The sequence below is a fragment of the Photobacterium angustum genome (genome assembly GCF_003026365.1).
Lineage (GTDB): Bacteria > Pseudomonadota > Gammaproteobacteria > Enterobacterales > Vibrionaceae > Photobacterium > Photobacterium angustum.
On the sequence record NZ_PYOM01000011.1, the window covers coordinates 136,176 to 159,980 of the forward strand.

At 42.5% G+C, this 23,805-nt stretch carries 14 protein-coding genes; 9 read left to right on the forward strand and 5 right to left on the reverse strand.

The features are described from left to right. Window positions 1-16: 16 nt before the first annotated feature. Complete coding sequence (gene arcB, locus CTN01_RS13040; RefSeq protein ID WP_045149129.1) at window positions 17-2,386, reverse strand: aerobic respiration two-component sensor histidine kinase ArcB; 2,370 nt, start codon at window positions 2,384-2,386, stop codon at window positions 17-19. Window positions 2,387-2,536: 150 nt separating this feature from the next. Continuing rightward, window positions 2,537-3,475 (reverse strand): tRNA modification radical SAM protein MnmL/YtqA, encoded by a 939-nt coding sequence (mnmL, locus tag CTN01_RS13045; RefSeq protein ID WP_045149128.1) that lies wholly within the window; start codon window positions 3,473-3,475, stop codon window positions 2,537-2,539. Window positions 3,476-4,123: 648 nt separating this feature from the next. Between mnmL and gltB (CTN01_RS13050) the strand changes: the two genes are divergently transcribed. The 8 genes from gltB (CTN01_RS13050) to CTN01_RS13085 all read left to right on the forward strand — a co-directional run bounded on the left by gltB (CTN01_RS13050) (window position 4,124) and on the right by CTN01_RS13085 (window position 19,848). Then, entirely contained in the window at window positions 4,124-8,671 is a 4,548-nt protein-coding gene (gene gltB, locus CTN01_RS13050) for a glutamate synthase large subunit (protein ID WP_045149127.1), read from the forward strand. Then, window positions 8,664-10,130, forward strand: coding sequence for a glutamate synthase subunit beta (locus tag CTN01_RS13055; RefSeq protein ID WP_045149124.1), 1,467 nt, complete (start codon window positions 8,664-8,666; stop codon window positions 10,128-10,130). Before gltB (CTN01_RS13050) ends, CTN01_RS13055 begins: the two co-directional genes overlap by 8 nt. Window positions 10,131-10,514: 384 nt before the next feature. Next, window positions 10,515-14,978: a glutamate synthase large subunit gene (gene gltB, locus CTN01_RS13060; protein WP_045149123.1), complete on the forward strand. Its 4,464-nt coding sequence runs from the start codon at window positions 10,515-10,517 to the stop codon at window positions 14,976-14,978. 14 nt (window positions 14,979-14,992) lie between these two features. Then, a complete protein-coding gene (locus CTN01_RS13065; RefSeq protein ID WP_045149122.1) occupies window positions 14,993-16,405 on the forward strand; it encodes an FAD-dependent oxidoreductase in 1,413 nt (470 codons plus the stop codon). Window positions 16,406-16,568: 163 nt separating this feature from the next. Further along, window positions 16,569-17,267 carry a 5'-methylthioadenosine/S-adenosylhomocysteine nucleosidase gene (gene mtnN, locus CTN01_RS13070; RefSeq protein WP_045083712.1) on the forward strand — a complete coding sequence of 233 codons (699 nt, stop codon included), beginning with the start codon at window positions 16,569-16,571 and terminating at the stop codon, window positions 17,265-17,267. Between the two features lie 72 nt (window positions 17,268-17,339). After that, the gene (locus CTN01_RS13075) at window positions 17,340-18,296 is read left to right on the forward strand and encodes a cobalamin biosynthesis family protein (RefSeq protein ID WP_045083711.1); all 957 of its coding nucleotides are present in this window, start codon (window positions 17,340-17,342) and stop codon (window positions 18,294-18,296) included. Then, window positions 18,296-19,138, forward strand: a complete 843-nt coding sequence (btuF, locus tag CTN01_RS13080; RefSeq protein WP_045149121.1) for a vitamin B12 ABC transporter substrate-binding protein BtuF — start codon at window positions 18,296-18,298, stop codon at window positions 19,136-19,138. The genes CTN01_RS13075 and btuF overlap by 1 nt, the downstream gene beginning before the upstream one ends. A gap of 98 nt (window positions 19,139-19,236) precedes the next feature. After that, window positions 19,237-19,848, forward strand: a complete 612-nt coding sequence (locus CTN01_RS13085) for a trimeric intracellular cation channel family protein (RefSeq protein ID WP_045083709.1) — start codon at window positions 19,237-19,239, stop codon at window positions 19,846-19,848. 53 nt (window positions 19,849-19,901) lie between these two features. Here CTN01_RS13085 and CTN01_RS13090 read toward each other — a convergent pair whose 3' ends face one another. Next, the gene (locus CTN01_RS13090) at window positions 19,902-20,522 is read right to left on the reverse strand and encodes a DedA family protein (RefSeq protein ID WP_005369721.1); all 621 of its coding nucleotides are present in this window, start codon (window positions 20,520-20,522) and stop codon (window positions 19,902-19,904) included. Between the two features lie 212 nt (window positions 20,523-20,734). Beyond that, window positions 20,735-21,922 carry a tyrosine--tRNA ligase gene (gene tyrS / locus CTN01_RS13095; RefSeq protein ID WP_045149120.1) on the reverse strand — a complete coding sequence of 396 codons (1,188 nt, stop codon included), beginning with the start codon at window positions 21,920-21,922 and terminating at the stop codon, window positions 20,735-20,737. A gap of 126 nt (window positions 21,923-22,048) precedes the next feature. Between tyrS and CTN01_RS13100 the strand changes: the two genes are divergently transcribed. Continuing rightward, window positions 22,049-23,353: a peptidoglycan DD-metalloendopeptidase family protein gene (locus tag CTN01_RS13100; protein ID WP_045083706.1), complete on the forward strand. Its 1,305-nt coding sequence runs from the start codon at window positions 22,049-22,051 to the stop codon at window positions 23,351-23,353. A gap of 76 nt (window positions 23,354-23,429) precedes the next feature. Here the strand turns inward: CTN01_RS13100 and erpA are convergent, their stop codons facing one another. Next, entirely contained in the window at window positions 23,430-23,771 is a 342-nt protein-coding gene (erpA, locus tag CTN01_RS13105; RefSeq protein WP_005369727.1) for an iron-sulfur cluster insertion protein ErpA, read from the reverse strand. Between the last annotated feature and the right edge of the window lie 34 nt (window positions 23,772-23,805).

Below are 23,805 nucleotides of genomic sequence, written 5' to 3' on the forward strand. Positions count from 1 at the left end.
ATGTAATACCACCACTCTATTTCTCGTACTGCTTTAACCATGTTTTCAGCACATCAATATCGTTAGGGTAACCATTTTTAATTTCATCAACCCAGTCATTAATGTTTTCCCACCAAGCAGGAAGTTCAGGAGACTGTGCTTTTTGTGCGACTTGCTGAATGTGTTTCAAACCGATAGAGCCTGCTGCACCTTTAATTTTATGCGCTTCAAACTTAATCCCATCTTGATCTTTCGCGACCATATTCGAATCTAAAATTGCAATGTAATCTGGCATCATTTTTTCAAACATTTCGATGCTCGCATAAACAGGTTTTGTTCCTACAATATCAACGTAAGAGGTCAACATCTCCAAGTCGAGCAACTTGTCGATCATTTTATCACTAGGCCCTGTTCCATCACTGTTAGTATCTGTTAAATCGTTAATTTCATCTTCCTCATAACTACAACTTAGAACGAGGTTTTCAATCACGCTAGTGATAGCTTTCACACTTAATGGTTTACTAATCGCTTCATCCATCCCTTTTTCAAGGTATTCGCTTTTATCACTGATAACATTAGCAGTTAGAGCAACCAATGCTGGCAAATCTTGGTATTTTTCTCGTAGTTTCTGCGCAATATCAAAGCCTGTCATATCGGGTAATTGAATATCTAACAAGACCAAATCATAGTCTTCTGGTTTAAACATCGCTAAGGCTTCATCACCTCGCATTGCCACCGTAACTTCATGACCTAAACTTTCAAGCAAGGATTTAGCAACCGTGATATTTAACTCAATATCTTCCACCATGAAGATACTTAAACCTGTAAGCTCTGGTTTTACTTCGGTCACGATTTCTTCTTCAATAACATCTTCCACTAACGGAACGCGAATTTTAACCGTAAAAGTACTACCTTCCCCCACTTCAGAATGGACAGTGATGTCTCCTCCCATTAACTGAACGAGTTGGCGAGACACGGCAAGTCCAATCCCTGTACCTACAGCATGAATATTATCGTCACCTTGTTTTACCTGATAATACATGGCAAAAATATTATCGATTTCAGATTTAGGAATACCAACACCGCTATCTTCTACTTCAAAGATAATATCAGCATCGTGCTCATGAATTTCGCTGCTAACCGATAAAATCACGCCACCTTGTTTAGTAAACTTGGTCGCATTACCGATAAGATTCCACAACACTTGACGCAATCGCGTACTATCGACTTCAATATTTTTTGGCAGTTCAGTTAGGCACTCTAGGTCAAAACGCAATCCTTTCTGCTCTGCCATTAACTGAGAAATATTCCCCATTTCATCAATGAACTCGTTGAAATCCAATGGTTTTGGCATCAACTCTAAACGACGTCGATCTGATTTATCTAAATCAATAATATCGTTAAAGATATTTCCTAAGGTGATCGCACTAACATGTACGGTACGTAAATAACCACGTTGCTCATCAGTAAGATCTGTATCTAGTAACATACGACTTAAGCCAACAATACCATTAAGTGGAGTGCGTAATTCATGACTAATAGTCGAAATAAATGAGGTTTTATCGCTACTGGCTTTTTCTAACGCATCTTCATATTTTTTACGTTCGGTAATATCACGACCAAAGCCCATTAGACCAAGACGACGTCCATTGCGGTTATAAAATGGCACTTTACGAAGCTCAAATAACGCACGTTTACCATTTGGATAAACTAACCACTGCTCATCTGTCATGGCACTATCTTCGCTAAACAACTCTTCGTCTGTTTTAATGATTTTCTTAGCAACTTCTTCAGGGTAAACATCCCATGGTGTTAATCCCACTAGCTCTTTTTCTGTTTTACCCACTAGCTCCGACATTGCACGATTACAGCCTGAGAATTGGTTTTTTTCATTGCGGTAGTAAATCAAATCAGGCGACGCATCTAAGAAAGACTTTAATAATGCACTTTGCTCTGCCACAGCTACTTGGGCATTTTCTCGCTGATACACCTCATTTTCGAGATCATGCATCGCTTCTTCACGTGCTTCTTCCGCTTTTTCTCTTTCTTCTATTTCTAAATTTAACTGCGCAATATTGTCTTGAAGCTGTTTATTTAACTCCATGTCTCGCGAGCGCATCTCTTCTAGTTTAGTGACTAACTTCGATAAGCGTTGACGTGAATCTTCTAACTGATCGACTACAACAGATAAAAAATAAACAGCCCAAGGTGTTATTAATAAACCAAATGTCACCGAGCGCACGATATCAATATCATTCACGGTGCCATGTAGCACTAACGTCACACTAACCTGAACAACAACGGCTAATGCAACCAAGGCTAATGCAAGGAGTAGGCTAAAACGAACGATCCCCAACTTAACCATAAGATCGACATAATACTGAGCTAATATTTTGACTTGTTTCATCACTGAATACCAAAAGAAGAAAGATGCCGTCAAGGCGACGTATAAGCCTGTTAATCATAAGCGCTGATGTCAATTGCGCCAAAATAAAAGGCTGAAACTGTAACCTTTACATGTAAAAAAGCCCACATCACGTAGGCTTTGTTTTGTATTCTATTTTAATTGTGGCCGTTGATATACAAAAGCATCATTAATTAGACTTCCTTGCCCACCGTGAATATCTAAATTACGTCCAATTTCCGTCATCGCTAACCAGCGATTTTCACACCACATTGGCGCCAGCAGGGTTGGTCTTCGTGCAGATGCTGAAACACGATGATAAATCACATCAGCAGGTGTTAATCGAATCATTTCACTTGCAATGTTTGTATATTCTTCAAGGCTAATGGGCTCTAAGCGTTCGGCTTTAAATGCTTGTCCCATTTTACTGCCTTCAACAATATGTAATGGGTGTAACTTAATACCATCAACACCCGCTGCGACCACTTTGTTAATAGTATCGATATTGTCTGCTTTTGTATCGCCCGGTAATCCCACTATCAAGTGGGTACAAACTTTAATCCGTAACGCACGAGCGCGCTGAGTGATCGCTTCATAGCAAGCAAAATCGTGACCTCGGTTAATCCGCTTTAATGTCTTTTCATTCGCCGTCTGTAAACCTAACTCTAGCCAAATCTCATAGCCTTGTTGAACATAATCAGACAGTAACTCTAATACCGCATCAGGAACACAATCAGGTCGAGTCCCCACACATAACCCTACAATTTCCGTCGTTTTTAACGCCTCTTCATACATTTTCTTTAGCGTTTGAACTTCAGCATAAGTACTGGTGTAAGCCTGAAAATAGGCTAAATAACGTTTTGCACGATGAATTTCATCGGCACGCTCAGCTAATTGCTGTTGAATGGGTAAAAACTGGGTATTTTCATCTGCAAAAGAGGCCACATTACAAAATGTACACCCCCCCCGACCAATGGTTCCATCACGATTAGGACAACTAAAGCCGCCGTGCAAAGTTAACTTATGAACTTTTTCACCATAACGGCGCTGTAAATCTTGACCAAATGTATTAACGAGTTCGTGCAGTTGCATGCTTTACCTGATTGCAAATAAATAGCCGTAAACACCGCGATGAATAGCGAGCAATATTGAAAAAGAGTCGCAAGATAGCATCAATTACAAGTAATAAATTTGTGCTAAAACAAACAAAGCCCTTTCCTTTCCTCAACAAAAAAGACACTTAATCGTAAATAAAATACAAAAAAGAGTCCCTTACAACACAATGTTGTCTTCTTATAAATAATCACTCAACGAACGTTTTTTGCATTTAAACGCAATTGCGAATGATTATCACCGTAAAAAAGACTTTTTTATGTTTAACAATGCAACAAAATGGCAATATTATGATGGCTAAATGTTAATTTTTATTGGTAATTAATGTATCAAAATTGTAGGATAGTTACACTTGTGTGCAATTTCTGAACAATAAAAGCGACGCCATCACCCTACTTTAAAGTGCTTTGTGTCGCCCTTTCTCAAGAAATACAGTGTATTCGTTCATAGCAAAGCGAAAACAGCAAAATTAAGTTTGCCAATAAAGGACGATTTTCTCTTTGTGCAGACACTCAATCATGTTGGGTAGAACAGGATAGTTCATTTCAATACCGCATGGTTGTGACAATAAATTAGGGATAACCAAGCCTTAGGAATATGGCTTGATGCAACTGGAAGGATGTATCTATGACAGATCAAGAGCTGAACGATCAGGGACTTTATGTGCCTGAAATGGAGCACGATGCCTGTGGTATCGGCTTTGTCGCCCACCTAAAAAACCGTAAGTCTCACCAGATTGTTACTCAGGCTCTCGATATGCTAGCGCGTATGGAGCACCGTGGCGGTCAAGGCTGTGATCCATGTAGTGGTGATGGTGCAGGTATTTTGCTGCAAAAGCCCCACGAATTCTTATTAGAAGAAGCACTGACACTCGGTATTAAATTACCCGCCTTCGATAAATATGGCGTCGGTGTTGTGCTATTTCCAAAAGATGAACATAAACGCCAGCAATGTCGTGAGATCTTAGAACGTAACGCTAAACGTCTTGATCTTGAAGTAATCGGCTACCGTGTGCTTCCAGTTGATAACTCAATGATCGGAGAAGATCCATTGAGCACAGAACCACAATTTGAGCATGTCTTCATCACCGGTGGTGCAAACTTAGATCCAGCTGTATTAGAGCGTAAACTTTATGTATTACGTAATTATACTGTACGTGTTTGTCTGGAAAGCGTATCGAATATTGGCGATGACTTCTACATCAACTCTCTGTCATACAAAACTTTGGTTTACAAAGGCCAGTTAACAACAGAACAAGTACCTCAGTACTTCCTAGATCTACAAAATCCAACGATGGTGACCGCACTTGCATTAGTTCACTCTCGTTTCTCAACCAATACATTCCCACGTTGGCGCTTAGCACAGCCTTTCCGTTACATTGCTCACAACGGTGAAATCAATACCGTTCGTGGTAACTTGAACTGGATGAAAGCCCGTGAAGCGATTCTTGAATCTGATTTATTTAGTCAGCAAGAAATCGATATGCTACTGCCTATTTGTCAGGAAGGTAGCTCAGATTCATCTAACTTCGATATGGCACTAGAGCTGCTAGTGCTTTCTGGTCGTAGTTTGCCACATGCATTAATGATGCTTATCCCTGAAGCGTGGCAAGAAAACAAAAACATGGATCCTAAGCGTCGTGCTTTCTATCAGTACCACGCCAATATCATGGAACCATGGGATGGCCCTGCCTCTGTTTGTTTCACCGATGGTGTTCAAGTAGGTGCAACGCTTGACCGTAACGGTCTACGTCCATCCCGTTATACCGTGACCAAAGATGATTTCCTTGTCATGGCATCTGAATCAGGCGTGGTTGAAATTGAGCCTGAGAATGTCCAATTCCGTGGTCGTCTGCAACCGGGTCGTATCTTCGTTGCTGATCTAGAGCAAGGTCGTATTATTTCTGATGAAGAAGTAAAAGACAGCATTGCGACAGCACAACCGTATGAGCAATGGGTTAAAGACAATCTATTAAGCCTAAAAACGCTACCTGAAGCTGATAATATGCATCATCAGCCAACACCTGAGCGTTTATTACATCATCAACAAGCGTTTGGTGTGAGCTCAGAAGAAGTGAACGACATTATCGTTCCCTTAGCGAAAACCGCTTATGAGCCACTAAGTGCGATGGGTGCAGACTGGCCGCTAGCCGTGCTTTCTCATCAATCTCAGCACTTATCAAACTACTTTAAACAGCTATTTGCACAGGTGACTAACCCGCCAATCGATCCAATTCGTGAGCGTATGGTAATGTCATTGAATACTTACCTCGGTAAAGATCAAAACCTGCTTGCTGAGACACCTGCTCATTGCCAAAAAGTTGAACTTGAATCTCCTATTCTTTCTAATGCTGAACTTGAGAAAATCCGTGAGATTGATAATGAACATCTTCAATCGAAAACATTGGATATTGTGTTTAATGCAAGTGGCGAACCAGGCAAGCTAGAACGTGCACTTAAACGTATTTGTCAATATTCAGAAGATGCAGTCGTTGATGGTTATTCAATCATTATTCTAACTGACCGTGCAGTTAATTCTAACCATGCGGCTATTCCTGCAATGCTGGCTGTTGGTGCGGTTCACCACCACCTGATCCGCAAAGGCCTTCGTGCGAAGTGTGACATCGTAGTTGAAACCGGTGATGCACGTGAAACCCACCATTTTGCAACCCTAGTTGGTTACGGTGCTAACGCAGTTAATCCATATCTGGTCACTGAAACACTGGTTGATTTACAACGCAAACGTAAACTGGATCCTGAATTACCGACAGACACTTTATTTGATAACTACCGTAAAGGGGTTAACGGTGGTCTGCTGAAAATCTTCTCTAAGATGGGTATTTCAACGCTACAGTCATACCACGGTGCACAAATTTTCGAGGCGCTTGGTATCAGTAAATCTGTAGTTGATAAGTACTTCACCGGTACTGTAACGCGTATTCAAGGTCTAACGATTGATGATATTGCGCAAGAAGTCTTAGTCCGTCATCGTGTTGGTTACCCTACTCGTGAAATCCCAGTACAAGTTCTTGATGTCGGTGGTGTATATCAGTGGAAGCAACGTGGTGAGAAACACTTGTTTAACCCTGAAACTATTTCACTACTGCAACAATCAACCCGTGAAAAAGATTACGCGCAATTTAAGCAATATGCGAAAGCGGTTGATGATCAAGGTGATAACGCTGCAACACTGCGTAGCCAACTTGATTTCATCAAAAACCCTGCAGGCTCTATTCCACTCGAAGAAGTAGAACCTATCGAGAATATCCTTAAGCGTTTTGCCACAGGTGCAATGAGCTTTGGTTCGATTTCTTACGAAGCGCACTCAACACTGGCTGTTGCGATGAACCGCATCGGTGCAAAATCTAACTCAGGTGAAGGTGGTGAAGATCCAGTTCGCTTTGAGAAGAAAGACAACGGTGATTGGGAACGTTCTGCTATCAAGCAGGTAGCATCAGGTCGTTTTGGTGTAACCTCTTACTACCTAACTAACGCTGATGAGCTGCAAATCAAAATGGCTCAAGGTGCGAAACCGGGTGAAGGTGGTCAGCTTCCAGGTGATAAAGTCGATGACTGGATTGGTGCAACACGCCACTCAACACCAGGGGTTGGCTTAATTTCTCCGCCTCCTCACCATGATATTTACTCAATCGAAGATTTAGCCCAGCTGATCTACGATTTGAAAAATGCTAACCGCGCAGGTCGTGTCAACGTCAAACTCGTATCAGAAGCAGGAGTAGGTACGATTGCATCAGGCGTTGCTAAAGCCAAAGCAGATGTTGTTCTTATTGCTGGTTTTGATGGCGGTACAGGTGCATCACCAATGTCATCTATTCGCCACACAGGTCTACCGTGGGAATTAGGTCTGGCAGAAACGCACCAGACGCTACTGAAGAATGGTTTACGTAACCGTATCGTTGTTCAGTCTGATGGTCAGATGAAAACACCTCGTGACCTTGCTATCGCAACTCTTCTGGGTGCTGAAGAATGGGGCGTAGCAACAGCTGCACTGGTTGTTGAAGGCTGTATCATGATGCGTAAGTGTCACAAGAATACTTGTCCTGTCGGTATCGCAACACAGAACAAAACATTACGTGAACGCTTTGATGGTCGCGTAGAAGACGTTGTGACTTTCTTCCAATACATGGCAGAAGGTTTACGTGAAGTAATGGCAGAGCTTGGCTTCCGTACTATTGAAGAAATGGTAGGACAATCTCACAAGCTGAAAATCCGTGATAATGTCAGTCACTGGAAATACAAGAACCTAGATCTTAGTCCTGTACTTTACATTGAAAAGCCACGTGCTGAAGATGGTATTTACAACCAACGTCCTCAAGATCATGGTTTGGATAACGTACTAGACCGTCAATTAATTGAACTTGCACAGCCAGCACTGACAGAAGGTAAAGCAGTCAACGCTGAATTGCCTATCATCAATACCGATCGAAGTGCAGGTACTATGCTGTCGAATGAAATATCGAAAGTATACAAAGACAGCGGGTTACCACAGCCGATGAACGTGAAGTTCTTTGGTTCAGCTGGTCAAAGCTTCGGTGCATTCCTTGCTAAAGGCGTGAAATTTGAAGTTGAAGGCGATGCGAACGATTACTGGGGTAAAGGTCTATCAGGCGGTACTCTAGTACTCTACCCTGATGCGAAATCTGACATCGTTGCTGAAGATAACATCGTTGTGGGTAACGTTTGTTTCTACGGCGCAACATCAGGTGAATCTTACATTCGCGGTCTTGCTGGCGAGCGTTTCTGTGTTCGTAACTCAGGCGCACAAGTTGTGGTTGAAGGTGTCGGTGACCACGGTTGTGAGTACATGACAGGTGGTGTTGCCGTTATTCTTGGTCAAACAGGCCGTAACTTTGCTGCTGGTATGAGTGGTGGTGTTGCTTATGTTTGGGATCAGTTCGATGACTTTGAAACCAAACTGAACCCTGAGTTAGTCGATTTAGATCCAATCGAAAAAGAAGATCAAGCACTGCTACTGAACATGCTAACTAAACATGTTGCATTAACAGGTAGTACGGTTGCAGAGCTTTTCCTATCTAACTTCGAAGATAACTTGAAGAAGATGGTGAAAGTTATGCCGAGGGATTACAAAGCCGTATTACAAAAGCGTAAAGCTGAAGCTCAAGACAAGGAAGCGTTGGAGGCAGTCAATGGGTAAGCCAACTGGATTTTTAGAATTTGGCCGTGAATTGCCAAAAAAATTGGATCCGAGTGTTCGTATTCAAGATAACAAAGAATTCGTTCTAAACGATGAATTTGGTGACAAGATCAATGAACAGTCATCACGCTGCATGGATTGTGGTGTACCGTTCTGTCATAACTCTTGTCCAATTGGAAATATTATTCCTGAATTTAATGATGCGGTTTACCGCGATAGCTGGGAAGAAGCGTGGAACATCCTAAGTTCAACGAATAACTTCCCAGAGTTTACGGGTCGTGTGTGTCCTGCCCCTTGTGAAAGTGGCTGTGTATTAGGTATCAACCAAGATCCCATCACGATTTGTAATATCGAGAAAACAATTGTTGAAACAGCTTACCGTGAAGGTTATGCCAAACCTAAAACACCACGTTCGCGAACAGGTAAAACCATTGCAATTATCGGTTCAGGCCCAGCAGGCTTATCAGCCGCAGAGCAGCTAAACAGCGCAGGTCACACTGTGACAGTGTTTGAGCGTGATGAAAAAGTTGGTGGTCTGCTTCGTTTTGGTATTCCTGACTTTAAGCTAGGTATGGATATCATTGATCGTAAGATCAACCTAATGGCTGAAGCTGGCGTTAAATTTGAAGTTAACGCGCATATTGGTGTAGATATCAATGCTAAGCAATTACGCCAAGACTTTGATGTCGTATTACTTACAGGCGGTTCAACCGTTCCTCGTAACCTGCCAATCCCAGGTCGTGAACTAAATGGCGTACATTTTGCGATGGAATTTCTTGCGCAAAATAACCGTCGTGCCAACGAGATGGATTTAAAAACCGAAGAGATTCACGCCAAAGGTAAACATGTTGTGGTTATTGGTGGAGGTGATACCGGTTCTGACTGTGTAGGTACATCAAACCGTCACGGCGCTGCAAGTATTACTCAAGTTGAAATCATGCCTGTTCCACCTGAAAAGCGTCCAGCTAATCAGCCATGGCCGTCATACCCAATGATCATGAAAACATCAACTTCACATGAAGAAGGTTGTTATCGTTACTGGAACATCTTAACCAAAGAGTTTATCTCTGACGATAACGGTAATGTGAAAGGCTTACGTATTGCTGATATCGTTTGGCAAGAAGCAAAACCAGGCGAGCGCCCAGGGTTTGATGAAGTTGAAGGTTCAGAGCGTGTGATTGCCTGTGATCTTGCTTTCTTAGCGATGGGCTTCTTACACCCAGAACCAACAGGCGTTCTTGCTCAACTTGATATCGCATTAGACGAGCGTGGTAATGTTGCAACTGAAGATTTCGCAACTAACCAAGCTGGTGTATTTGCAGCAGGTGATATGCGTACAGGTCAATCATTGGTTGTACGTTGTATTAACGAAGGTCGAGAGTCTGCTCGTGCAGTTGATGCTTACCTTATGGGTAATACAAACCTTGAAGCAAAAGCTGATTCATTAATGCTTTCTTAACTTCTACGTAAAGTTAATCTTTAATCTAAAGCCAGCTCAAATGAGCTGGCTTTTTACTATTATAACTCTCAATATTCAATGTTAGCCTCAACATTTCCCCGTACATCCCTGAAAACCTATACTTAATTATTAATATTAAGACTTTAATCACGCCTTTCCAATCAGGATAAACACTTGCTATTCACTATATTTAATTGAACTTTAAGATGTTATTACTATTTTAATGTGCATCATAATATTTAGCGCTAGTTGTTATGTCTATTTGACCTTTTTGTAAATTATGGGTACTTTGATGAATCGCAGGAAGCATACTGATGATCAGGATGATTATCATATTGATGCAGTAAACCTGTTTATACCAAACAGGTGCAAGGGAGAATTGCAATGTCACTGTATGACCCATCACTGGAAAAAGATAACTGTGGGTTTGGCCTGATTGCCCATATCGAAGGCCAAACCAGCCACAAACTTGTTCGTACCGCTATATCCGCACTAGATCGCATGACTCACCGTGGTGGTATCGCCGCTGACGGTAAAACAGGTGATGGCTGTGGTCTATTGATTAAAAAACCAGATAATTTCTACCGTATTATTGCTGATGAAAAGGGCTGGAACCTATCCCGTGAATTTGCCGTGGGACAAATTTTCTTAAGCCAAGATCCGGTACTTGCCGAGCAAGCCCGAACCATTATTAATGAAGAACTGGCAAAAGAAACATTATCGATAGCAGGTTGGCGTGAAGTCCCTGTTAATCCTGCTGTTCTCGGTCCTATTGCTCAAGAATCCCTACCTAATATTGAGCAAGTCTTTATCAATGCTCCTGCTGGTTGGAAGCCTCGCGATATTGATCGCCGCCTCTACATCGCTCGTCGTCGCATTGAAAAACGTATTACCGAAGATAGTGATTTCTACATTTGTAGCCTTTCAACTCAAGTAATTGTCTACAAAGGCTTATTCATGCCATCGGATCTACCTAAATTCTACTTAGATTTAGGTGATATTCGATTAGAGTCGTCGATTTGTTTATTCCACCAGCGTTTCTCAACCAATACTCAGCCACGCTGGCCGTTAGCACAGCCTTTCCGTTATTTAGCCCATAATGGTGAAATCAATACCATTACAGGTAACCGCCAATGGGCACGAGCACGAGGCTATAAATTTAGCTCTCCACTGCTGCCTGATTTAAAAACAGCAGCGCCATTTGTTAACGAAACAGGCTCTGATTCTTCTAGCCTTGATAACATGCTAGAGCTATTTTTATCAGGAGGTATGGATCTATTCCGTGCCATGCGCATGCTTGTTCCACCTGCTTGGCAAAACCACCCTGATATGGATCCAGCACTGCGTGCTTTCTACGACTTTAACTCGATGCACATGGAACCATGGGATGGCCCCGCTGGTATCGTAATGTCTGATGGACGTTATGCTGCTTGTAACCTTGACCGAAACGGCCTTCGTCCAGCTCGTTATGTGATCACCAAAGATAAATTGATCACCCTAGCGTCTGAAGTCGGCATTTGGGATTACACCCCAGATGAGGTCGCTGAAAAAGGTCGTGTTGGTCCCGGTGAATTATTAGTTATTGATACAAAGTTTGGCAAAATTTGGCATTCATCAGATATCGATAACGAGCTAATGGGACGTCATCCTTATAAAGCATGGATGGATAGTCACGTTAAACGCTTAACCCCTTTTGAACAATTAGGGGATGAGCAAGTAGGTTGCCGCTCGCTAACTGATGACGAACTGTCGGTTTATCACAAGCAATTTGGGGTAAGCAGTGAAGAACTAGATCAAGTACTGCGTGTTGTCGGTGAAAATGGCCAAGAAGCCACAGGCTCTATGGGTGATGATGCGCCAATGGCAGTATTGTCATCAAAAGAACGACCGATCACCGATTACTTCCGTCAAATGTTTGCACAGGTCACTAACCCACCTATCGATCCACTGCGTGAAAAGCATGTCATGTCACTCGCTACCTGTATTGGTCGCGAAATTAACGTGTTCTGTGAAACCGATAGCCATGCACAACGTGTGGCGTTTGGATCGCCAGTATTAGTGTATTCTGATCTTGTTCAATTACTTGAGTTAGATGATCAATATTATGCCAACAGCATTATTGATATTAACTACAATCCAAATGAAAAAGATCTCAAACAAGCACTAATAGATCTGTGCGATGAAGCTGAACGTGTCGTAAAAGATGGTGCTGTACTGGTTGTTTTATCAGATCGCGGGATCAATAAAGACAAGTTGCCAATTCCAGCAGCAATGGCTGTAGGTGCGGTTCAAAAACGTTTGGTTGATAATAACCTACGTTGTGACACTAACATCGTGGTTGAAACAGCAACTGCCCGCGATCCTCACCAATTTGCCGTACTACTCGGCTTTGGTGCCACCGCTATCTACCCTTACCTTGCTTATGAATCACTCGGTAAATTAATCGATGCGGGGGCAATTAATAAGTCTTACCGTGAAGTGATGAGTAATTACCAAAACGGCATGAATAAAGGTCTATTTAAGATCATGTCGAAGATGGGGATCTCGACCATTGCTTCATACCGTTGCTCAATGCTATTTGAAGCTGTCGGTTTAAGTGATGAAGTCGTTGAGCTTTGCTTTAAAGGTGTTTCAAGCCGTATTGCAGGCGCTGACTTTAGTGACTTCCAACAAGATCTCTTTAACTTATCGCGTAAAGCATGGTTGAAACGTAAACCGATTGAACATGGCGGTTTACTGAAATACGTGCACGGCGGTGAATTCCATGCTTATAACCCTGATGTTGTCGGCACACTACAAAAAGCTGTTAAATCAGGTAATTATCAAGATTACTTAGCCTTTGCTAAAGAAGTAAATGAGCGCCCAGTGGCTGCTATTCGTGACTTATTTAAGCTAAAAGATGACACAACATCGATTCCGGTTGAACAGGTTGAAGCTGCGACTGAGCTTTATAAGCGTTTTGACTCAGCCGCAATGTCGATTGGTGCATTAAGCCCAGAAGCGCACGAAGCATTAGCTATCGCCATGAACCGTTTAGGCGGTTGTTCAAACTCCGGTGAAGGCGGTGAAGATCCTCGTCGCTTTGGTAACGAACGTAACTCACGCATTAAGCAGGTGGCTTCAGGTCGATTTGGCGTGACTCCACACTACCTTGTGAATGCGGATGTTATTCAGATCAAAGTAGCACAAGGAGCTAAACCTGGGGAAGGTGGTCAACTACCCGGCCATAAAGTAACAACCGAAATCGCGAAACTGCGTTATGCGGTACCGGGTGTAACCCTGATCTCACCACCACCTCACCATGATATTTATTCGATTGAAGATTTAGCTCAGCTGATCTTCGATTTAAAACAAGTTAACCCAAGTGCCATGGTATCGGTCAAACTGGTATCAGAACCTGGGGTTGGCACTATCGCAACGGGTGTGGCTAAAGCCTATGCTGATTTAATTACCATTTCAGGTTACGACGGCGGTACAGGCGCAAGTCCACTAACATCGGTGAAATATGCCGGTAGCCCATGGGAGCTTGGTCTTGCTGAAACTCAGCAAGCACTTGTGAGTAATGGCTTACGTCACAAAATCCGTCTGCAAGTCGATGGTGGTTTGAAAACCGGCCTTGATGTTGTAAAAGCAGCAATTTTAGGTGCGGAAAGCTTCGGTTTTGGTACCGCACCTATGGTTGCTCTAGGTTGTAAATACCTGCGTATTTGTCACCTTAATAACTGTGCGACAGGTGTTGCGACCCAAGATGAAAAACTGCGTCGTGATTTCTTTAAAGGCTTGCCTGAACAAGTTATGAATTACTTCATCGGTGTTGGGCAAGAAGTACGTGAACTATTAGCGCAATTAGGCGTAGAAAAGCTCACTGACCTGATTGGTCGTACTAACCTTCTTGAATCATTGGAAGGCTTTACAGCGAAACAAGCCAAGCTTGATTTAAGCCCAATTTTGGTTGCTCCAACAGCGAAAGAAGGTAAAACACTTTACTGCAGCGAGCCTAACACACCATTTGATAACGCAGAGCTAAGCCAGACTTTAGTCGATCAAATCTTACCTGCGATTGAAAGTCGTAGTGGTGGTGATTTCTACTTTGATATCTGTAATACCGACCGCTCTATTGGCGCACGTTTATCTGGTGAAATCGCCCAGCGTTATGGCAACCAAGGTATGTCTGCAAGTCCAGTAACACTGCACTTAACCGGTACTGCGGGTCAGTCTTTCGGGGTGTGGAATGCAGGCGGTCTAAACCTGAAATTAACAGGTGATGCAAACGACTATGTGGGTAAAGGCATGACGGGCGGTATTATTACTATTCGTCCACCACAAGGTTCTGCATTTAAATCAAGTGAAGCGACCATCATTGGTAATACTTGTTTGTATGGCGCAACGGGCGGTAAGTTATTTGCTGCAGGTAAAGCGGGTGAGCGTTTTGCTGTGCGTAACTCTGGCACCATTACCGTTGTAGAAGGTGCTGGTGATAACGCATGTGAATATATGACCGGCGGTATCGTTGCTATTTTAGGTAAAACAGGCGTTAACTTTGGCGCAGGTATGACGGGCGGTTTTGCTTATATTCTTGATGAAGATGGCGATTTCGCAGGACGCGTGAATCCAGAGCTAGTTGAAGCATTACCTCTTGACGAGCTACAAATCCACCAAGAACATTTACGTGGTTTAATCGACCGTCACCTACAAGAAACAGGTTCAAGTCGAGCACAAGAAATTTTGGCGAACTTTGATCAATGGATCCCGAAATTCTATCTTGCGAAGCCGAAGTCAGCAGACATTAACACCCTGCTGGGTCACCAAAGTCGTTCAGCTTCTGAACTACGTCTTCAGGCGCAATAAGGGAGGGAAACCGAATGAGCCAGAATGTTTACCAATTTATTGACGTCGAACGTATCGACCCACCAAAGAAACCGCTAAATGTACGTAAAATCGAGTTCGTTGAAATATACGAACCGTTTACCAAACAGCAGGCAGGTGCGCAGGCGGATCGTTGTTTAGATTGTGGTAACCCTTATTGTGAATGGAAATGTCCTGTTCATAACTATATTCCTCAATGGCTAAAATTGGCCAATGAGGGGCGTATTATTGAAGCCGTTGAGCTTTCTCATCAGACGAATACTTTACCGGAAGTATGTGGTCGTGTTTGTCCTCAAGACAGGCTATGTGAAGGTTCTTGTACCTTAAACGAAGACTTTGGTGCGGTGACAATTGGTAATGTTGAAAAATACATTACCGATAAAGCCTTTGAGATGGGCTGGAAACCTGACATGTCAGGGGTAGAGTGGACAGATAAAAAAGTTGCGATCATCGGTGCAGGCCCTGCCGGATTATCTTGTGCTGATATTCTTGTTCGTAACGGCGTAAAACCCGTGGTATTTGACCGCTACCCTGAAATTGGTGGCTTGCTGACCTTTGGTATCCCATCATTCAAGCTTGAAAAAGATGTAATGATTAACCGTCGTAAAATCTTTACTGAAATGGGAGTTGAGTTTCAGCTCAATACTGAAATCGGTAAAGACGTCACGATGGAATCTCTACTAGCTGACTACGATGCGGTGTTCTTAGGTGTCGGCACGTATAAAAACATGCGTGCAGGATTGGAAAATGAAGAAGCAACAGGCGTATATGACGCATTGCCATTTTTGATTTCTAATACTTACAAGGTAATGGAACTAGAAAGTCCATCGACATTCTTAGATATGAAAGATCAACGCGTGGTCGTACTCGGTGGTGGTGATACCGCGATGGACTGTGTGCGTACATCAATCCGCCAAGGTGCAAAAGATGTGGTATGTGCTTATCGTCGTGATGAAGCCAATATGCCGGGTTCAAAACGTGAGGTAAAAAATGCCCGCGAGGAAGGCGTAAACTTTATGTTTAACCTTCAGCCATTAGGTATTGAAGTGGATAATTCAGGCAAAGTAACTGGCGTTAAAGTAGTGAAAACAGCGTTAGGTGAGCCAGACAGCGCTGGACGTCGTCGCCCTGAACCTGTCTCTGGTAGTGAGCACGTATTAGGTGCAGATGCTGTGATCATGGCGTTTGGTTTCCAACCTCATGCGATGCCATGGCTTACACCATATGATGTTGAACTGGATCAATGGGGACGGATCAAAACCTCATTCGATGCACACTTTGCCTATCAAACCACAAATCCGAAAATCTTTGCCGGCGGTGACGCAGTTCGTGGTTCAGATTTAGTGGTAACAGCCATTGATGAAGGCCGTAAAGCAGCTGATGGCATACTGGACTATCTGAACGTTTAAATACGTTAATTAAAAAAACTAAAGCGGATGGGCAACCTTCCGCTTTTTTATTGATTAAAAATTAGCGTTCGATAACTTTTGGTATAAATTCTATTGCTCATGGTACACTAATTAACACGACAGCACCCTCGGTGCACAGCTTGAACAACAAGAGAACGAATCAATGAAAATCGGCATTATTGGCGCAATGGAGCAAGAAGTTGCGATCCTAAAATCACAACTAGAAAACTGCGAAACACACAACAAAGCAGGTTGTACTCTCTACACTGGTACGCTAAATGGTGCTGATGTTGTCTTGTTACAATCTGGTATTGGTAAAGTTGCAGCAGCAGTAGGCACAGCCGTATTACTTGAAACGTTCCAACCTGATGTTGTGATCAATACAGGCTCTGCAGGCGGTTTTGAATCAAGCCTTAACGTTGGTGATGTTGTGATCTCAACGGAAGTTCGCTACCACGACGCAGACGTGACAGCATTTGGTTATGAGATCGGTCAAATGGCACAGCAGCCAGCCGCTTTCCTATCTGACGAAAAACTGATGGATGTAGCAGAGCAAGCACTATCTGCTTTACCTGAAAAGCCACACGCTGTTCGCGGACTGATCTGTACTGGCGATGCATTTGTATGTAGTACTGAAAAACAAAAATTCATTCGCACTCACTTCCCATCAGTAGTTGCAGTTGAAATGGAAGCAGCGGCTATTGCTCAAGCTTGTCACCAATTCAAAGTACCATTTGTTGTGGTTCGTGCCATTTCTGATGTTGCAGATAAAGAATCGCCAATGAGCTTTGATGAGTTCCTGCCTCTTGCAGCAAAAAGCTCATCAATCATGGTTGAGAAAATGGTTGAGTTACTTAAGTAACCTCATTGTAGTAACTAATTTAAGTGGCCTTGCTTAGCATCTAGCCTAAAACGAGAATAGCTGTCACGGATGATGGAATCACTTGTTGCGTTACTCACAACTAATAGCTCCCTACTCGCTTTGTGGGGAGCGTTATTATTGCATTGGGTTTTACCCATTCCCTACCCGCTTCACCCCATTGTTATTTGGCAACGTCTCGCACTGCTCATTGCAGAGCGTGTTAATCACCCGAAAGAAAATCCCTCTCAACGTATTCTCGCTGGCTCACTTGCTTGGTTTTTAATGTCAGGCACGGTACTGATCTTATTGTTCGCTTTTAGCCAACTGGTTTGGTATCAGACGATTTTCCAGATGACCCTGTTGTGGATGGCAATAGACTGGCAAACATCTGCTAAATTAGGCAAACAATTTAACCAAGCCTATAACCTTGAACACAAAGGCAGATGCCGTGAGTTATTAGCCGATCACGTTAATCGTAATACTGAAAATTTATCATTACTTGGACTAGGTAAAGCGGGTGCTGAAACCCTATTACTTGGTTACGGCCGTAATGTCATTGGCGTCTTATTCTGGTATGCCATTGGTGGTGGTATTGCGGCGATTATGTATCGTTTAGCCATTAGCCTTGCGCGATCTTGGTCACCAAGCCGTGAACAGTTCCGCTTTTTTGGTTTACCCGCGATTCGCATCGCACTTATTTTAGATATTGTTCCGCTTCGCCTGTTTGCTCTATTAATTACTCTTGGTCAAAATGCCAAAAATGCTTTTCATGGTTTAATGCAGCAAGGTGAGAATTGGCAACTACCAGGGCCGGGTTGGTTATTAGCCGCAACCGGACACAAACTGTCTTTATCCCTTGGCGGTCCTGCAATGTACAACCAAGTGAAAATGGAACGACCGCGTATTGGAGGGAAAATTGCCCCCGCATCGTTACACCTTGCACAAATTCAGCAATTAATGACAAGTCGTTTATGGTGTTGGATCATTATTGAAAGTGGCTTACTGATTATTTTTCACGGACTAGCTTAATGCGCTTCCTACTTCTCATTGTTGTTCTATTCCCATTTACCTCTGCCTTTGCTGAACAATCACAGTCTGTTCAACGCATCATTAGCTTATCGCCACACATGACGGAGCTCGCTTATAGCGCTGGTTTGGGAAACAAACTCATCGCAGCTAGCGACTACAGTGATTTCCCAGAGCAAGCGAAAAAATTAGAACGTGTTGCAAATTATCGCGGCATCAAAATGGAACGAATTATTACTTTAAAGCCTGATTTAATTTTGGCATGGAAAGGAGGGAACCCCAGTCGTGAAATGACTCGTTTACAGCAACTTGGGATTAAGATCTTTTACTCAAATCCAACGCAATTAACCGATATTGCAGATACGATTATCAAACTGGGTAAATTTGCTGATGATCCAAGTCAATCGATTACTGCAGCTACAACATTTAGAACACAACTCGCCAAAATTAAAGCACGCTATCAGAACAAGTCTCCTGTACGTTACTTTTATCAATTAAGTGATAGCCCTATGTTGACGATTTCAGATGGCAACTGGCCGAGTCCTGTCTTTGATATTTGCGGTGGAGAAAATATTTTTGCCACCAGCACCGCGGCATACCCACAAGTCAATCAAGAGCAAGTTGTTGTTCGCCAACCCAGCGTCATTTTCGGTTCACGTCATGCAACATCAAAAGAAAATAGCCCATGGTTACAGTGGCAAGGAAAACTGCCTGCAGTTGATAATCATCAGCTTTATCAACTCAATAGTGATTGGTTAAACCGCCCGACACTTCGCACTCTTAAAGCCGTAAAGCAAGTGTGTCAACTACTGGAAAATGCAAGAAAAACCCTACCTTTGCTGTGAATAACCTCACTAAAGGTGGATTTTATAGTTGTACCTAGCTACGTAGGCAGTACAATCGCCTGCCTACTTCCCCCCTTTTCTATTAAATAGGGATAAACATGCTCATCTATATTCTCGATATGTTTGGTACTGCAATCTTTGCAGCCTCGGGAGTACTCATGGCTGGACGATTACGCATGGATCCTTTTGGCGTTGTCGTGCTAGCCAGCGTAACAGCTATTGGTGGCGGCACTATTCGTGATATGGCATTAGGTGCTACCCCTGTGTTTTGGATCAAAGATACCAATTACTTATGGGTGATTTTTATTACCTGTATTATTACTATGCTCGCCACTCAACGCCCCAAACGGATGCCATGGTATTTTCTTCCTGTCGCTGATGCGATTGGATTAGCAGTCTTTGTTGCTATAGGTGTCGAAAAGTCATTACGTTATGGTGCATCGCCAATGGTCGCTGTGATCATGGGTGTAATAACAGGTTGTGGTGGTGGCGTAATCCGAGATGTACTCGGACGAGAAATACCAATGGTATTACGTACAGAGGTTTATGCAACAGCCTGTATTCTAGGTGGTATGGTACACACCATAGGCTTATCTTTAGGCGTACTGCCTTCTGTTGCTGCAGTGATCGGTATCTTTACTACACTCACCATAAGACTTGCAGCCATTAAGTGGAATCTGTCTCTGCCTATTTTTGCACTGCGTAATTAACAAAAAAACCGCCAACACTGGCGGTTTTTTAATGTGATACAAACAAGGCTAACTTATTCTTCAATCGAGATTTTACGGCGTTTGAATCGACGGACAAGCCACCATCCAAGTATACAAGCAAGTACAACGACGACAGACCAACATTGCATCTGATATTTATGATAGAAGGCTAAAATAGGCCCTAATTCGTCATGTAAATAAGCAGGAGCTACGCCAAATACCAATAGCCAGATCGTTACTGCTAAGAAGTTACCTAATAAGAAAAGTTGAACTGGCATTTGCGCAATACCACAGCCAATACACATGAACTGTTTAATGCCTTCAACAAAGCGACTGATCACAAGCCCTAGCATGCCATAGCGGTCAATAAACTGATGTAACTTGGTCAGCGTTCGCGGTTTAATCCATTCTTTCTTCGTTAAGATATGACCAAATTGGCGTCCAATAAAGTAGCCAATACTGTTACCAATAAAGCTACTTGCCCAAGCAACAGATAGCACCATAGGTAACGACATTTTACCTGACGAAGCCAATAAACTCGCGACGATTAATAACGACTGACCAGGCGCTGGGATCCCCATACCTTCAACAGCAATTGCCAATGCCAAAATATAGTACCCGTATTGCTGCAGCAGCGGGGTGAGATCAGTAATAATATGTTGAATCGATTCCATAGCCAGTTGATATAAAAATGAAGAGTAATTTTTTATAGTAGCTTGTCTCTTGTCGTCGGCATAATGATCAAAGCTAGAAAGTAAGCTTTCATAAACCACCAAACATTAAGATTTAAAGCCAAGTTATTATTAATTAAGACTATTTGATAGATAATAAAAAAGGACGCAAATGCATCCTTTTTTATTTGAATAACGCTGCGAGATAAATGTGATTATTTAATCATCACACGAGCAAATTTACGTTTACCCACTTGGAAAACATAGTTGCCAGCAGTCGGTACTAGTTTAGTATCTCCTACTTTCTCACCATCTTGCTTCACAGCACCTTGGCGGATCATACGCATTGCATCAGACGTTGAATTAACCAATGCTGCTTCTTTTAATAAGTTCGCAATAGGAAGACCTGCTTCGAATTCAAACTCAGGCATTTCATCAGGTAGGTTACCTTTTTGGAAGCGACTGATAAATTCTTGCAATGCCGCTTCTGCCGCTTCTTCTGAATGGAAGCGTGCAATGATCTCTTTTGCTAGTAGGAACTTCACATCACGTGGGTTTTTACCTGCATCGACATCAGCTTTAAACTGAGCAATTTCATCCAATGGACGGAATGAAAGCAATTCAAAGTAGCTCCACATCAGATCATCAGAGATAGACATGATCTTACCAAACATGTCGCTTGGCGCATCGGCAACACCAATGTAGTTATGCGCCGATTTAGACATTTTCTTCACGCCATCTAAACCCACCAGCAATGGCATCGTCAGTACAACCTGTGGTTTTTGACCGTGCGATTTTTGTAACTCACGACCCATTAACAAGTTGAACTTCTGATCAGTACCACCTAACTCTACATCTGTTTCCATTGCTACTGAATCGTAACCTTGTAGTAATGGATACATGAATTCATGGATCGCGATTGGACGATTCTCGCCGTAACGCTTTTTAAAATCGTCTCGCTCTAGCATACGAGCAACGGTTTGATTAGACGCTAAACGGATCATTCCCTCAGCACCTAACTCTGATAACCATGTAGAGTTAAACGCAATCGTAGTTTTAGCAGGATCAAGGATCTTAAATACCTGCTCTTTATATGTTTCCGCATTGCGTAATACATCTTCACGCGTAAGTGGCGGGCGTGTCGCGTTCTTACCCGTAGGGTCGCCGACCATACCAGTAAAATCGCCAATCAAGAAAGTGACTTCGTGGCCTAATTCCTGAAAAGTACGCAACTTATTAAGAATAACCGTGTGTCCAAGGTGAATATCTGGCGCCGTTGGATCGGCACCTAATTTAATACGTAATGGACGGTTTTCTTTTAGCTTTGCAATTAGCTCAGCTTCCGGGATAAGTTCTTCTACCCCACGTTTTATCTCAATAAGTGCTTGTTCAATGCTGGCCATTCTTGTTCGCTCCCACAAAATTGGCAAAAATAATAAGCCGACCATCTTACTTGAATAGCAGGCTTTTTTGAAACCAGTTAGACTGAAGGTCGTTTATTTTTTCGGAATATATGTGAAAAATTCAGTATGAAAGGAACTTCATCACCTCGTTTTCCACGGAAGAACATCTTTTTTATCATATTGATCAGCATAGCAATGCTAGGGCTTGCGCTAATGCCGAGTGCTGAGCAAGAAACCACTTCTCAAGCTGAGCGTAAATTTAAAATTGGCACACCTTACCCTATTTCCATTGCAACCGCTTCGGCAACACCTCTTTCAGGTAAGGATAAAACAGATAAGCTTACGTGGAAAAAGCACGTTATTGAAAGTGGAGAGAGTTTAGCGATCGCATTTGATAACATCGGCTTAAATAGTAAAACTCTACATTCCCTTATCAATACCGATGACAATACAAAACAATTAGAAAGACTTCGTCCAGGCAATATCCTTAAATTTGGCTTTAATAAAGAAGGGAAATTAGTTGAACTTCGCCAACCTCGCAATCATTTAGAAACCTTGATTGTACGCCATGATGGCAATACCTTTTCCAGTGAGATGGATAAAAAAGAAATTAAAACTCATACCAATTTCTCTCATGCCACCATTGAAACCAGTTTTTGGAATGCCGCAGATAAAGCAGGATTAACCGCCAATCAGATCATGGAAATCGCCGCGCTATTTGGTTGGGATATTGATTTTGCTCTCGATATTCGGGCTGGTGATAAATTTGAAGTGTTATTTGAACAGCACTATTTAGATGGTAATCCAGTCGATCGCGGTGAGATTTTAGCCGCAACCTTTACCAATATGGGGCAAACTTTTACCGCAGTTCGCAATAACGACGGCAAATATTACGATAAAGACGGGCTAGCGATGCGTAAAGCTTTCTTACGCTCTCCTGTAAACTTCCGTTATGTTAGTTCAAACTTCAATCCGCGTCGTCTCCACCCTGTTACAGGAAAAGTAAAGCCGCACCGAGGCACTGATTATGTTGCTCCTGTTGGCACACCAATTTGGGCGGCAGGTGATGGTGTAGTGTTAGAGTCGGCGTATAACAAATACAATGGTAACTACGTTTTTATCAAGCATAGTGCTAAATATGTCACCAAATACCTTCACTTAACCAAGCGTACGGTAAAAAAAGGGCAACGAGTAAAACAAGGGGATACCGTCGGTACTTTAGGAGGTACTGGTCGCGTCACAGGCCCCCACCTACACTATGAATTCTTGGTTAATGGTCAGCATAAAAACCCTCGTACGGTAGATTTACCACAAGCCAATTCATTATCAGGCAACGAGCAAGTCACGTTTAAAAAGCAAGCTAAACAACAACTTGAACATATTCAGCAATTGAGCACTTTGGTTGCTAACAATGACATATTATTAAACTAAGCCATTGTTTAGATACAAAAAAGCCGACAATCAATATTGTCGGCTTTTATTTAATTCAATAATTATTGAGTTAAGATTAAACACTAAATGATGCGCCACAACCACAAGTCGTTGTTGCATTTGGGTTGTTTACAAAGAAACGCGAACCTTCTAGACCTTCAGTGTAATCAACCGTACCACCCATTAGGTACTGGAGACTCATAGGATCAACCACTAGCGTTACACCGCTATTTTCAATGGTCATATCACCATCATTTACTTTTTCATCAAAAGTAAAACCATATTGAAAGCCACTACAGCCACCACCAGTGATATAAACACGTAGCTTTAGATTCGGGTTTTCTTCTTCAGCGATCAGTGTTTTTACTTTATTCGCTGCAACATCAGAAAAAGTTAGCGGCAAATTAGCATCGCTCATTACAAAACCTCTCACACACTTCCGTTAATTACGC